Origin of the sequence: Paraburkholderia elongata (genome assembly GCF_013177735.1) — a bacterium.
Taxonomy (GTDB): Bacteria; Pseudomonadota; Gammaproteobacteria; order Burkholderiales; family Burkholderiaceae; genus Paraburkholderia; species Paraburkholderia elongata.
Map to the genome: position 1 here is coordinate 145934 of NZ_WOEZ01000185.1, position 13257 is coordinate 159190.

Consider the following 13257-nt stretch of genomic DNA (forward strand, 5'->3'; position numbering starts at 1 on the left):
TTATTGCTCAAAGGAATTCAAAATGGCCAAGATGGCATATGACATGTCGCCGCAAGACCAACGCGCAGCGATCGAGTATCACAGGCAACAATGGTTCATCGACTTCGGCGATGCGCAGATGTTCTGCCGTCCCGAATGGAAGCAGAATATCAGCCTCGCGATGGATGCGCAGCCGCAACTCGTGACGGTGGCGAACTCGGGTATTCCGGCTTACCTGACATATTTTCTCGACCCGGATGTTTTGCACGTTCTGACCGCAAAGAATCAGGCAACCGAGATCTTCGGCGAGAAGCAGAAAGGCGATTGGACTTCGTCGGCGCTACTGTTTCCGGTTGTTGAGCGTTCGTACGAAATCTCAAGTTATGGAGATTACAACAACAACGGGCGCGCAGGTATCAACACGAATTTTCCTGAGAGACAACCGTATCTCTACCAGACCATCTGCGAGTACGGTGACCTCGAAATCGAGCGCGCCGGCCTTGCGAAAATCGGTTTCGTCGCCGAACAGAAAGAAGCAGCAATCGACGGTCTGAACAAGTTCCAGAACCTGACGTACTTCAAGGGCGTTGCCGGTCTGCAGAACTATGGCGCGCTGAATGACCCGTCGCTCTATCCGGCCGTCGCTCCGATTCCGAAGGCGAATGGCGGTCTCGCGTGGCTGAATGGCACGGCGCCGAATGCATCGGCGAACGAAGTGCTCGCAGACGCCCAGCAGCTCGTCACGCAATTGATCAACCAGTCGAGTGGCCAGATCGACGTGCGCAGCGAGTTTGTATTGGCAATGTCGCCGAAGAGCGAAATGGCGATGACGTTCACCAACTCGTTTAACGTGAACATGTCGGACCTGTTGCGCAAGAACTTCCCGAACCTTCGCGTTCAGACTGCGATCCAGTACGGCGCTCTCACCGCACAGAATCCACAAGGTTCTGCGCTTGGCGAGATCGTCCAAATCTGGGCGCCCCGTGCAACCGGGCAGGACTCCGGCTATACGAGCTTCAACATGAAATTGAAGTCAGGCCGAATCATCCCCGACATGTCGTCCTTTAAGCAAAAAATGAGTCAAGGCACGAACGGCTTCATCCTTCGCCAGCCGTTTGCCATGGCAACGATGATCGGTGTCTGACCGATTGCAGTAAAGCGCGCCCCTAGGGTCATTCCCAAAAAGCCGACCTGACCGTATCGGCCTGGTGGCGCGCCCTCTTTTGTTCGGTCACTTCTGATAGGCGGTCACATGGCAACGCAAGAATCGACAATCACCCTGAAGAAAAATAACGACGTTCCGAGCAATGCAACGGTCACGGTCGCCTCGAAGTTCCCGATGGACTTCACGCTGCGTCTATTTGACTTTGTCAAACGCTATGAGCCCGTAATGGGCGGCGGCCAGCGCGAATTCAAGATTGCGGAACCTCGTCACGGCAGTAAAGATTTCATCGTGCAGGGCAATAGCTGGCCGCAGAACAAGGGCCCGCATCAGCAGATCAACTGCGGTTACGCGATCACGCACGGCATCCCCAAGGCATTCTGGGATGAGTGGTTGGAACAGAACCGCGAATCCGCTTTCGTCGTGAACGGCATGCTGTTCGCCCACGCAGAAACAGCAAGCACGATGGCAGAGGCCAAAGAGAAGGAAAAGGAAAAGTCGGGGCTTGAACGGCTGGATCCGAAAAATCTTCCGAAGGGCATCGAAACGGCGGATGAAATGCGCCGCGCGTCATGAGCACGCCGGCCAGCAATATCGTTGTGTTCTCGTACGCCGATTGGAGTGCTGCATATCCTGAGTTGGCGGCTTATGTCACCCAGCCGCAGGCGCAGGGATACTTCAACCGCGCGCAGTTGATGTGCGATAACACCGCTACAAGCATCGTCATCGACGCAAGTCAGGGCGGCCAGCGCGAGACGTTGCTCAATATGCTGGTCGCCCACATAGCCGCGCTGAATGCCCCGCTCAATGGGCAGGCTTCATCGCCGCTGGTCGGGCGCATCAGCAATGCGACGCAGGGCAGCGTGTCCGTACAGACGCAGATGGATTTCCCGCCCGGCTCCGCGCAATGGTTTAACCAGACGAAGTACGGTGCCGAATATTGGCAGGCGACGGCGCAGTACCGATCGATGCAATATGCGCCGGGCGCCACTTCCCAATTCAATCCTTGGGGTAGTGGCTCATGGGGCCGCAGGGGCGGATCGCGGGGGTTCTGATGGGTATCAACTTCAAGGGCGGCGACAAACTCGAGCAGAAATTGCGAGAGATTGCTGAGAAGGTCGGCAAGGCCAATACAGTGAAAGTCGGATTTCTTGAAGATGCGACCTACTCTGACGGCACTCCTGTCGCCCTTATTGCTGCCACGAATGAGTATGGCGGCACCGTCAACGTTCCGGAGCATGACGTTACGCTCCATCGCAAGATAGACAAGAACGGAAATTTCGCCGCAGGCACCTTGGACGAGGAAGGCAATCGAATCGGCGCCAGCCAGTTTGTCAAGACGTCCCGATCAAACTATGACACGGTGCATCACGTCGAGGCCTACACGATCACGATTCCGGCGCGCCCCTACTTCCGCGGAATGATCCAGAAGAACAAAGGTGATTGGGGCCCGCAACTCGGCAAGATCATCAAGGGCGCGGATTATGACTCGGCGGTTGCGCTGGGCCGGCTCGGTCAGTTGGTGAAAGAGCAGTTGCAGGAATCGATCCGCGATTTCAGCGATCCGAAGAACGCTAAATCCACCATTGCAAAGAAAGGCTTTGATAAGCCATTGGTCGAAAAATCGGTGATGTTGAACAGCGCCGACTTCGAAGTCAACGAATAGGAGCATCCATCTCATGGGCATCACCGTTTTTAGTTCTTCGCTTGGCGACGTCCAGGTGCCGTTTTCTTCGAATGGCACGATGCAGTCGTCCGCCGCTCTCCAGGGTGGCCAAGCCGCTGGCTTTGTCCGTAGTTGCGGCAACGCGAGTGTACAGGTCAGCGCTGCCGGCCAAGGCAATGGCGCAGACACAACCGATGACGTCTTGTTCACGTATGCGCTTCCCGCCAACGCGTTGGACGCCGCGGGCCGTCAGATCACGATCACTGCCGCTGGCAAGTTCGCATCGACCGCCAACAACAAGCGCATCAAGATCTGGTGGGGCACCACGACGCAGACCGTGGGCGCTGCTGTCGCTGGCGGCACACTGATCGCCGACTCAGGCGTTGCAACGACCAACGGCGGCGGATGGTCGGCAAGCGTTCAGGTCCAGAAGTATGGTGCCAATGGATCGAACACGCAGATTGCGACATGCGCCGCCGTTGTGGCTGGTGCTACGCACCTCGGTACGTCCGCGCCAGCGACGCTGACCGCTGTCGAGAGCGGCGTGATCAACATCACGATCACCGGCTCGAGCCCGACCACGGGCGCTGCGAATGATGTGGTGGGTCAACTGTTCGATATTGCGTACAACAACTAAGCATGAACCTCTCTGGCATCGTCGGCAATTATGTCGCCGCGGTCAATCCGTGGGTAACGGCTTCGATCCAGGCGTCGACCGGCTATTCCACGAGTCCGGATGGTGATCGCGTGCCGTCCTACGCATCGCCGGCCTCGATTCAGGTTCAGATGCAGGCGATGACGTACCGCGACCTCGTTCAGATCGAGGGGCTGAACATCAACGGCGAAAAGCGTTCGATGTACATCAACGGCACGTGGGAAGGTGTTGCAAGGCCGGACGGACGCGGCGGTGACCTGATCACGCTGCTGGATGGGTCAGTCTGGCTGGTCGTGCAGGTACTTGAGAACTGGGGCTATCAGGACGGCTGGACCAAAGTCGCTGTAGTTCGTCAGAACGGGGGCTAGCCATGAACACATGCGATGGGTGCGCGCACTATGCGCCAGGCGACCCAGAGGGGCGATTCAAGTTCGCAGGTACATGCGGGCTTATTGAAGACAGAGCCTTTCCGCGCGACGAAGGATCGGAATGTTCCGAGGTCGGCGTCGATGTCTGGACGGACGTTCCGGTTTCTCAAGGTCTTTACGTTGGACCGAAGTTTGGTTGCATTCACTGGCTGTCTAACGAAGCATGAGCGCAACACTATCTCTAACCGAAGTACAGACGCTCACAGCGCTGCGCAACTTCCTGTTGGCAGTGTTGCCGGCTAACACGGAGGTAATTCGTGGTCTTGATAACCGGGTCCCGGAACCGCAGGGTGCGAACTTCGTTGAGATGACGCCGATCCTGCGCGATCGGCTCAGCACGAACGTCGACTCATACACGGATGCCGCTTTCATCGGTTCTATTGCTGGCACGACCCTAACCATCACCTCAGTCAGCACAGGCGCGCTCACTGTTGGAAGTGTGCTGCTTGGCAACAACCTCGCTGCAAACACCGTAGTGACCGCGTTCGGCACCGGGACGGGTGGAGTTGGAGCGTACACCGTTAGTCCGTCGCAGACAGTCGCCAGCCAGATCATCGCGGCGGGTGTGAAGTCGATGTTGCAGCCCGCGAAGGTGACTGTGCAGCTCGACGTGCACGGGCCGGCGAGCGCGGACAACGCCGCAATCATCACGACACTTTTTCGCGACGAATACGGCGTGACCGCTTTTGCTTCGTCCGGGTTTGACGTGACGCCACTTTATACGAGTGACCCTCGCCAGATGCCGTTTCTTAACGGCGAGCAGCAGGTGGAGGAAAGGTATGTGGTTGATGCGGTCATGCAGACCAATCCCATCGTCACCGTGCCTCAACAGTTCGCCGCAGCAGTCTCGCTCAGCGGCATCAACGACGTAGCGTAACTCCCGATTACTGACCCGGCCAAGCGCCGGGTTTTCGTTTCCAGGCCACCCATTGCGGTGGCTTTTTCATTTCCCCGGAGCAAACATGACAATACCCGCCAGCGCGATTGCGCAAGTAACTCCTGGCGTCGTCAGCGCTGGTGGGTCCGCGCTCATCCTGAATGGCGTCGTTCTGACTGCCAGCACGCGCGTGCCGGTCGGCTCAATCCTGCCGTTCTCGAGTCTGACTGCCGTGCAGAACTATTTCGGCGCCCTCTCGACCGAAGCGAGCGTTGCGGCGAACTATTTCAGCGGCTACACGAACTCGACCGTGAAGCCGGCTCTGATTTACTTCGTGCAATACGTATGGCAAAACCCGGTTGCAGCATATCTACGCGGCGGCTCGCTCGCTGCGACGACGCTGACGCAGTTGCAGGCACTCTCCGGCGTCCTGACGGTCACGGTCGACGGAGTATCAAAGACGTCCAGCACGATCAACCTGTCGGCGGCATCCAGCTTCTCGAATGCAGCAGCGCTGATTCAGGCCGGCTTCACGACCAACCCTCCGGTGGTGACGTTCGACAGCCAGAGCTCGGCATTCGTGCTCACGTCGCCCACGACTGGCGCGGGTGCCGCTTTCACTGGCGCGATCGCCACGACGACCCTCACTGTCTCGGCCATCACTTCCGGCACGTTGCAAGTCGGTTCGGTGATCTCGGGTGTTGGTGTTACTGCAGGTACGTATATCACTGCCTTGGGTACTGGCACGGGCGGGATCGGCACGTACACGATTTCGGCATCGCAGAACGTATCGAGCGAGGGGATGACGGCCAATGCGTCGTCGATGACGTTCGCGACCGGCACGCTCTCGGCGGGTCTGAATCTGACGCAGGCGACCAGCGCGGTCCTGTCGCAAGGCGCCGCACTCTCGACGCCCGCCACTGCGATGCCTGCGATTACCGCCATCACGCAGAACTGGGCGGCGTTCATGACCACGTTCGAGCCGGTGCTCGCTGACAAGCTGGCGTTCTCGGCATGGGTGAATTCGCAGAACAACCGGTACGCCTATGTCGCATGGGATACCGATGTGAACGCGATTGTGGCGAACAACACAACGGCCTTTGGTCCGCAGATTATCGCCAATGGTTCTAGCGGCACGGTTCCGATCGCTGGCGATCCTGCAGCAGCTACTGCGGCCGGCACCACGCTCGCCGTGCTGAATCTGGCTATCGCAGCTTTCTTCCTTGGCTCGGTTGCCTCGATCAACTTCGGTCAGCAGAACGGCCGGATCACGTTTGCGTTCAAGTCGCAGGCCGGCATCACGCCGAACTGCACGAACCAGACGACCGGCGCGATTTTGATTGCGAATGGATATAACTTCTACGGGAGTTACGCAACCGCCAACCAGCAATTCCAGTTCTTCAATCCGGGTTCGATCTCGGGGATCTTCCAGTGGGCTGATGAATACATCAACCAGATCTGGATGAACAGCCAGTTCCAGCTCGCATTGATGACGCTGGTCACGGGCGTGGGCAGCATTCCCTACAACGCCCAGGGCTATGCGCTGATCAGCGCCGCACTGCAAGACCCGATCAACCAGGCACTGAACTTTGGCGCGATCCGTTCAGGTGTGGCGCTTTCGGCTCTGGAAATCGCCAACGTCAACAATGCTGCCGGCCTGGCAATCGACAAGACTCTTTCATCCCGCGGCTGGTATCTGCAAGTGCTCGATCCGGGCGCACAAGCCCGCGGCGCGCGCACGACCCCGGCTTGCACTTTTTGGTACACCGACGGAGGCAGTATCCAGACCATTAATTTGGCCTCGATAGACGTGCAATAACGCGATATGATGTAAGTGTGCGGGATAGGAGGCATCCGACAAGCCAGTTCCCTAGCTGGTTTCCCGCACCATTCACTAGGGTTTGCTTAGGGGCAAACGATGAACAACGATACCGGGATCTATACGATCACCAGTCCGAGCGGTGGCCAGTATGTCGGTTCCGCAAAATCCTTTAAGACGCGCTGGGCAGTCCATCTTGGGGATTTGCGCCGCGGCACGCATCACAGTTCCGCGCTTCAGAATGCATGGAACAAGTATGGCGAAGGTGCAATGACCTTTGCGAAGATCGCACTCTGCCCGATTACCGATTTGCTGGCCGTCGAGCAGGCGAGAATTGATGCTTTGCGCCCGGAATACAACATAGAGAAGATTGCCGGAAGTTCCTTAGGAACCAGGCGATCGGACGCAACCCGTGCGAAATTATCCAAAGCGAAAAAAGGAAAGAAGCTCACCATAGAGCATCGCGCGGCGGTATCAAGGGCGCTATCCCAGAGGACGGGGGAGAGAAGGAGTGCTGAAGCCCGCGCAAATATTGCAGCCGCAAAAGTTGGCGAGAAGAATCCTCGTGCTCGCGCTGTCATATGTATAGAAACAGGCCAGAGATTTATAAGTGGTCAGGCCGCTATAGACTGGCTTAGAGCCAATGGCCGACCTAAAGCTTCGCACGGTCATATCTATTACTGCTGTCAAGGCAAGATCAAGTCTAGTTTTGCGTACGGTTACCATTGGCGCTACGCCGATTAGCCGAAATACTTTTTGAATATTAAAGCCACCTCCGGGTGGCTTTTTTTATTGCAGTGGGAGCTAACACATGGATATAACCTCCGCGAACTCAACCTCGGCTCTGATCATCACCGGCCTGTTCCCTGTCGCGCAGATCCTGCAGGGTTACAGCACCGACGATGCATTCGCAGCCGACGATGTTGCGCCGGCGCAAGTCATGATGGGCGTCGACGGCAAGCAGTCAGGCGGGTATGTGCCCTACCCGGTCAAGCTGGACTACACGTTCCAGGCTGACTCGCCGTCGCTCGCATTGTTCGATGCCCTTCTAGCGGCGCAGGCGGCCACACGCAGTATCTTCCTGATGACGAACTTCATCTCTTTGCCGTCCGTGCGCGCAGCGTACACGTTCAACAAGGGGATTCTGACGTCGGCCAGCCCGCTGCCCAAAGCGGCAAAAGTACTCCAGCCGCGGAAGTTCTCGATCACGTTCGAATCCATGAACTGGGCGCCGATCTGATATGGCCAGAAAAACTTCAATCGTAACGATCAGCACCCGTGGGCGTGATATCGGGAAGGTGTTTCACATCACCGAACTCTCGTCCGCGCAAAGCGAAGAATGGGCCACGCGCGCGCTCTTCGTGATGATGAACTGCGGCGTCGATATTCCGGACGATCTTCTGTCTGCCGGCCTAGCTGGCATCGCGGCGATCGGCATCAAGTCCCTGTCGCGGGTTCCCTATGAGATGGCCAAGCCGCTCTTTGACGAGATGTGGGAGTGCATCAGGATTCAGCCTGACCCGAACATCCCGAACGTGATTCGTGCGCTAGTGGAAAGCGACATCGAGGAAGTGTCGACCCGCCTGACGCTACGAAAAGCGGTGCTTGATCTGCATCTGGATTTTTTTCGAAGCGCCGCCCCCTCGCAACAAGAAGCGGCGGCGGCAGTAGCGAAGATCTGATCGAATACGCGAATATCCCGCGCTCGATCGGCGTGATCGTTTCCCGCAAACTGGCCACGCTGCATGAACTGCAAACCGTGTACGGTGCCCAGGATCTCTACGATCTGCTCGAAGTGATCATCGTGGATGACTACAACGCGCGCATCATGAGCGAACGCAAGGAATAGCCGCCATTCACTGGAATGGCTTGGGCTTGCCGTGCGGATACAGGCAGGCTTGATAGATTTGATTGGCCAGCGCAGGGCCGCCAGCATCCACAAATGCTGGGTCGGAATAGACCGAATTGACGATCTGCTTGCCTTGCTCCACCGAAATACCCCAGCCAGATGAAGCCGTGATCGTGTTCAGTGCGGTTTTCGGCGGCCAGTTACTATCTCGACCCTCGGCGACCATCTGATAGGCCATTCCGAGCTTCATGCAGTGGTCCTGCTGCTCCGGCGTGTATGGAGCCTGCTGCGAAAAGGCAGAAAAAGGCACCAGTAGCGTCACGAAAACAAACATATTTTTCATCAGATTTGCTCCTGTAAATGTCGCCATTCAGGGCGAAGAGTGGTGGTAAGTCTAAGGGATTAACATGGCTACGGTGATAGATGCGCTCGTTGTGAGCCTAGGCCTTGATGCGAAAGGCTTTCTCGCCGGCAAAAATCAGGCAACCGATGCCACCAAGAAGCTGTCGGCCGAAGAAACGAAAGCAGCCAAGGAGATGGAGGCACTGAATAAAAACGCAGCCGAGTCATTCAAGAAGGTCCGCAATGAAGTATTGGCATTGCTCGCGATCTTCACCGCCGGCATGGGGCTGAAGGATTTCACGGAAAGCACCATTGGATCGGCGGTGAATCTGGGCTATATGGCCAAGAATCTGCAGATGAGCACGCAGGACCTGTCCGCATGGCAGCGCGCGGCAGAACGTGCCGGTGGCAGCGCGGAAGGCATCACCAGTGCATTACAGGACTCTCAGCAGCAGATCGCCGGATTTCGCCTGGGCAAGGTCACCGACCAGATCCAGATGTTTCTCCGCTTCGGCGGGAAGACCGGGGATCTGAAAGACGGAAATACCTATCTGCTCGCGCGCGCCAAAATCGTTCAGGATCTGTTCAAAGTCGATCCGGCTCGGGCCAAATATGTCGCTCAGGCAATGGGCATCAGCGGTGATGAGTTCAACTTCATCAAACAGGGACCGCAAGCGATTCTTGCCTTGGTTGCCGCTCAGGAAAAGAACTCGGCCATCACCGAGAAGCAAGCTGAACAAGCCCTGAAACTCAAGAATGCGTGGCTTGATCTTCGGGACCGACTGGAATATGTCGGTACGACGGTGCTGCTCCAGCTCATGCCAACGTTCGAACTGTGGCTCCAGAAGCTTCAGAAACTGGCCGATTGGGTGGCGGATCACAAGGCGGACATTGCCCAGTGGGTTGATGGCGCTGTCGCGTCAGTGCAGAAGTTCATCACCACGATCGATAAGGCCGCAGATTCCATTGGCGGCTGGAAGAACGTGCTGATCGCACTGGCGGCCATCAAGATCCTGTCCATGACCACCAGCCTGCTTAGTCTGGCTGGCGCGCTGACGGGGGTAGGCGGTGCGCTTGGCGGACTGGCTGCTGCGGGCCCGGTTGCCGGCCTGGCGATACTGGCTGCTGCGGCTGGCGTGGCGATCAAAACGATCAAGGATTCAACGGAGCCCGGTCATTTTGTGGGCCGCACCGCCGGTTCAAAGCATGGTAATGAAATTCGCCCGCAGGACACGAACGCATCGCTCTGGAATGACATCAAGAAAGGTGCGAAAGAGTTTTTCTCGATGGATAAAAGGAAGTTCGTTTCCCGTACGAGTGGCGCCGAACAACAGCGTGAGCGCGCCGCCTTCGACTATTTCAGGAGCCAGGGATGGACGTCTGAGCAGGCGGCTGGGATTACGGGTAGCCTGGTACAGGAAAGTGGAGTCGATCCATCCAACCAGAACAAGCAATCTGGCGCATATGGTGCGGGTCAGTGGCTCGGTAGTCGCGTTGCGGACTTCAGGAAATGGTCCGGTCACGATCTGGAAGGCTCAAGTCTCGAAGAGCAACTTGCCTTCATGCAATACGAATTGACGAAGGGCAACGAGCAGGCGGCCGGCCGTAGGTTACGGGGCGCAAAGACTGCAGCAGAAGCGGCGGCAATTCATGCGCAGTATTACGAGCGTCCGGGCACTGCTGAAGCCAACATTGGCAAGCGCCAGGCCTATGCGAACAGCATCTATGCGTCCCTCGGCCAGGCGAATGCTTCGCAGATCGCATCCCAATCGGTTGACGCGCGTTCTGCAGGCCAGTCAGCCGCGAGCATTTCGCACATGACCTCGAGCGCAGAGACCAACATCAACGGGCCGATCACGATCCATACGCAGGCAACCGACGCGCAAGGCATCGCAAAAGAGTTCGGCAAGGCCGTCGCGAAATATAGCTTCACGGTGCCGCAGGCAAATACAGGGTTGACGTAATGGTAAACGGAATTCCGGCGCTGCTTGGGAAGGTTGCCAATGTCGCGACTGTGGGCCTGTTGGTCGTAGCGGACGCCACCAACATCCTCAACCTGTTTTCCGGCCCGAAGTGGGGCATCTTTAATCAGGATGGAAGTATCGCGGTCAAGCCGGATTCGATGGTTAGCCTGGATTTCAAGCGTGAGTGGAAGATCCCGAATTATCCGGTGGAACAGGGATCTTTCCAGTCCTACAACAAGGTTGCGTTACCGGGTAACACGAGAATCCGGCTGTCAAAAGGCGGAACGGATGCCGATCGGAGCAATTTCCTTACCCAGGTAGCGACGGTGGCCCAATCATTGACACTGTTTAACGTTGCGATGCCAGAAGGAACGCTGATACGGAACGTCAATTTCGTCGACTATTCCATCCACCGGACATCGACGGATGGCGTCGGCCTGATCTTGATCGATCTGGAGCTCGAGGAAATTCGAGTTACCGCAACTGCGACATTTGCCAACACAACAGCGCCGAGCGGGGCCGATCCGGTCAGCACTGGCAGCGTGCAACCACAGCCCCCGACCACGGCGCAATCCGCCGCAGCAGGTTCTTTCAGGTAAGCCATGCAGATCATTCCGATCCAGGACGTCTATTCACAGACCATACCTGCGGTCCAGCTCGCCGGGCAGAATTGCAAGATCAATCTCTACCAGAAGTCGACCGGATTTTACTGCGACCTGTACATCAACAATGCACCGATCATCACGGGCAGAATCTGCCAGAACCTGAACCGTATCGTGGGTAGGCTGTACATGGGTTTTGTGGGCGATCTGATGTTTTGCGATACGCAGGGCAGTCTCACCATCCCTAGTACCGGTCTTGATCCTTCGTCGCCCGGTCTCGGTTCCCGCTATCTACTCTGCTACCTGTCGACTACGGATCTCGGTCCTGGAGTGGGTTGATGACCTTTGCCCAGAAAGCGATAGCGCTCACGATCAGCCTTGGTACGGGGCAGTTCGGAGAGACGGGCGCCGATACGGTGACGTTGACCGGACTGCGAGTCAGGGCCGAAATCCAGCAGTTCGGCGGCGATGCAATGCCGCAGGTTCAGCTGCTGGTCTATGGCCTGCCGGCTGCAATGATTAACCAGTTGACGGCGATCGGATCGATCAACAATGCGGTGTTATACAAAAATTCAGTTCTGATCGCAGCCGGTGATTCAGGGTCGGCGCTGACCACGATTTATAACGGCACCATCTGGCAGGCCTGGGGCGATTACAACCAGCTACCGGATACCGCACTGAACATCTCCGCGGTTGGCGGCCTGGCCGCATCCCTGAAGCCGGTCGGGGCCTCAAGTTATCCAGGCACAGCCGATGTCGCCGCGATCATGCAGGACCTGGCGAAGACGATGGGCATCAACTTCGTGAACAATGGCGTATCGGTCAAGCTGTCCAATCCGTATTTCCCCGGCACTGCCCTGTCGCAGGTTCGCGAGTGCGCGCGCGCGGCCGACATCTATTTCACGATCGACAACGGCACACTGCAGATCTGGCCAAAAGGTGGTGCGCGCAACAGCACCATCCCGCTGATTTCTCCGTCGACTGGCATGGTTGGCTATCCGACCTTCTCAAGCAATGGCCTGATGGTGACGACGATGTTTAACCCGTCTGTCGTCATTGGGGGCGTGATACAGGTGCAAAGCTCGATCACTCCGGCTTCCGGAAAGTGGATAGCAACCCAGATCTCGCACTCGCTCGAAAGCGAGACGCCTGGCGGGCAATGGTTCACGCACATTCTTGGAGTGCCGTTCAATGGCTGAAGCCGGATATTTGGGCACCGCCGACGCGACATCCAATGGGTCGGACTACAACGCCACGACATTCCTCGTCTGGTCGATTCTGGCGCGCGTGCGGACCATGCAAATGGTCAAGGTGGTGAAGGTCACAAACGCGGGCGGAATTGCACCGGTTGGCTTCGTGGACCTCCTGCCGCTGGTGAATCAGCTTGACGGTTACAACCACGCCGTGCCGCACGGGACGATTCATCAATGCCCGTACTTTCGCCTTCAAGGTGGAGCGAACGCGATCATCATCGATCCGCAAGTGGGAGATATCGGTTGGGCTGGGTTCGCTGATCGGGATATCTCGAGCGTGGTAGCTAACAAAGGACAGGCTAACCCGGGCAGCAAACGCATGTTTTCCATGGCGGACGCAGTTTATTTCGGCGGAATGCTGAATGGCACGCCGACGCAATACATCGCCTTTGCGAGCGGTGGGATTACGGTCGTGTCGCCCACGAAGATCACGCTTCAGGCCCCGGTCATTGAGGCCGACGCCTCGACGTCTTTCTCGGTCAACTCGCCTTCCATTGTTCTCAACGGTCCCGTCGCCCAGGGCGGCGGATCGTACGCAGGTAATGCTACCTATGCGGGAACGCTGACGGTCACGGTAGACACTGTAATCGCTGGCAAGTCGTTCATCGCGCACACGCACCATGAGAACGGCGCGGGCAGCAACACCAATCCGCCGAACTGA

The 13257-nt window shown here is 57.3% G+C and carries 18 protein-coding genes; 17 read left to right on the forward strand and 1 reads right to left on the reverse strand.

Annotated elements, in window-relative coordinates; genetic code table 11:
• Nucleotides 1-22 precede the first annotated feature (22 nt).
• From GNZ13_RS32255 to GNZ13_RS32310, 12 genes are all read left to right on the forward strand, one after another.
• Nucleotides 23-1123 carry a DUF2184 domain-containing protein gene (locus GNZ13_RS32255; protein WP_172172130.1) on the forward strand — a complete coding sequence of 367 codons (1101 nt, stop codon included), beginning with the start codon at nucleotides 23-25 and terminating at the stop codon, nucleotides 1121-1123.
• A 108-nt stretch (nucleotides 1124-1231) separates the two neighbouring features.
• Nucleotides 1232-1717, forward strand: a complete 486-nt coding sequence (locus GNZ13_RS32260) for a hypothetical protein (protein WP_172172132.1) — start codon at nucleotides 1232-1234, stop codon at nucleotides 1715-1717.
• Nucleotides 1714-2196: a DUF4054 domain-containing protein gene (locus tag GNZ13_RS32265; protein WP_172172134.1), complete on the forward strand. Its 483-nt coding sequence runs from the start codon at nucleotides 1714-1716 to the stop codon at nucleotides 2194-2196. Before GNZ13_RS32260 ends, GNZ13_RS32265 begins: the two co-directional genes overlap by 4 nt.
• A complete protein-coding gene (locus GNZ13_RS32270; RefSeq protein WP_172172136.1) occupies nucleotides 2196-2807 on the forward strand; it encodes a hypothetical protein in 612 nt (203 codons plus the stop codon). Before GNZ13_RS32265 ends, GNZ13_RS32270 begins: the two co-directional genes overlap by 1 nt.
• Before the next feature lie 13 nt (nucleotides 2808-2820).
• Entirely contained in the window at nucleotides 2821-3444 is a 624-nt protein-coding gene (locus GNZ13_RS32275) for a hypothetical protein (protein ID WP_172172138.1), read from the forward strand.
• 2 nt (nucleotides 3445-3446) lie between these two features.
• Complete coding sequence (locus GNZ13_RS32280) at nucleotides 3447-3830, forward strand: phage collar protein (protein WP_172172140.1); 384 nt, start codon at nucleotides 3447-3449, stop codon at nucleotides 3828-3830.
• Between the two features lie 223 nt (nucleotides 3831-4053).
• Nucleotides 4054-4767: a phage neck terminator protein gene (locus GNZ13_RS32285; RefSeq protein WP_172172142.1), complete on the forward strand. Its 714-nt coding sequence runs from the start codon at nucleotides 4054-4056 to the stop codon at nucleotides 4765-4767.
• An 85-nt stretch (nucleotides 4768-4852) separates the two neighbouring features.
• A complete protein-coding gene (locus GNZ13_RS32290; protein ID WP_172172144.1) occupies nucleotides 4853-6586 on the forward strand; it encodes a DUF3383 domain-containing protein in 1734 nt (577 codons plus the stop codon).
• Between the two features lie 99 nt (nucleotides 6587-6685).
• On the forward strand, nucleotides 6686-7330 hold the full coding sequence (locus GNZ13_RS32295; protein ID WP_172172146.1) for a GIY-YIG nuclease family protein: 645 nt from the start codon (nucleotides 6686-6688) through the stop codon (nucleotides 7328-7330).
• Nucleotides 7331-7397: 67 nt separating this feature from the next.
• The gene (locus tag GNZ13_RS32300) at nucleotides 7398-7826 is read left to right on the forward strand and encodes a phage tail fiber protein (RefSeq protein WP_172172148.1); all 429 of its coding nucleotides are present in this window, start codon (nucleotides 7398-7400) and stop codon (nucleotides 7824-7826) included.
• Between the two features lies 1 nt (nucleotide 7827).
• Complete coding sequence (locus GNZ13_RS32305) at nucleotides 7828-8268, forward strand: hypothetical protein (RefSeq protein ID WP_172172150.1); 441 nt, start codon at nucleotides 7828-7830, stop codon at nucleotides 8266-8268.
• A gap of 32 nt (nucleotides 8269-8300) precedes the next feature.
• On the forward strand, nucleotides 8301-8435 hold the full coding sequence (locus tag GNZ13_RS32310; protein ID WP_236002294.1) for a transcription elongation factor GreA: 135 nt from the start codon (nucleotides 8301-8303) through the stop codon (nucleotides 8433-8435).
• Between the two features lie 7 nt (nucleotides 8436-8442).
• Here the strand turns inward: GNZ13_RS32310 and GNZ13_RS32315 are convergent, their stop codons facing one another.
• A complete protein-coding gene (locus GNZ13_RS32315) occupies nucleotides 8443-8778 on the reverse strand; it encodes a hypothetical protein (RefSeq protein ID WP_172172152.1) in 336 nt (111 codons plus the stop codon).
• A 64-nt stretch (nucleotides 8779-8842) separates the two neighbouring features.
• Here GNZ13_RS32315 and GNZ13_RS32320 point away from each other — a divergent pair, with 64 nt between their 5' ends.
• The 5 genes from GNZ13_RS32320 to GNZ13_RS32340 are packed head-to-tail and all read left to right on the forward strand — an operon-like array spanning nucleotide 8843 to nucleotide 13257.
• The gene (locus tag GNZ13_RS32320) at nucleotides 8843-10741 is read left to right on the forward strand and encodes a phage tail tip lysozyme (RefSeq protein WP_172172154.1); all 1899 of its coding nucleotides are present in this window, start codon (nucleotides 8843-8845) and stop codon (nucleotides 10739-10741) included.
• Nucleotides 10741-11340: a phage baseplate protein gene (locus GNZ13_RS32325; protein ID WP_172172156.1), complete on the forward strand. Its 600-nt coding sequence runs from the start codon at nucleotides 10741-10743 to the stop codon at nucleotides 11338-11340. Before GNZ13_RS32320 ends, GNZ13_RS32325 begins: the two co-directional genes overlap by 1 nt.
• A 3-nt stretch (nucleotides 11341-11343) precedes the next feature.
• Nucleotides 11344-11682, forward strand: a complete 339-nt coding sequence (locus GNZ13_RS32330) for a phage baseplate plug family protein (protein ID WP_172172158.1) — start codon at nucleotides 11344-11346, stop codon at nucleotides 11680-11682.
• Nucleotides 11682-12542, forward strand: a complete 861-nt coding sequence (locus GNZ13_RS32335; protein ID WP_172172161.1) for a baseplate hub protein — start codon at nucleotides 11682-11684, stop codon at nucleotides 12540-12542. Before GNZ13_RS32330 ends, GNZ13_RS32335 begins: the two co-directional genes overlap by 1 nt.
• Nucleotides 12535-13257, forward strand: a complete 723-nt coding sequence (locus GNZ13_RS32340; RefSeq protein WP_172172163.1) for an oxidoreductase — start codon at nucleotides 12535-12537, stop codon at nucleotides 13255-13257. The genes GNZ13_RS32335 and GNZ13_RS32340 overlap by 8 nt, the downstream gene beginning before the upstream one ends.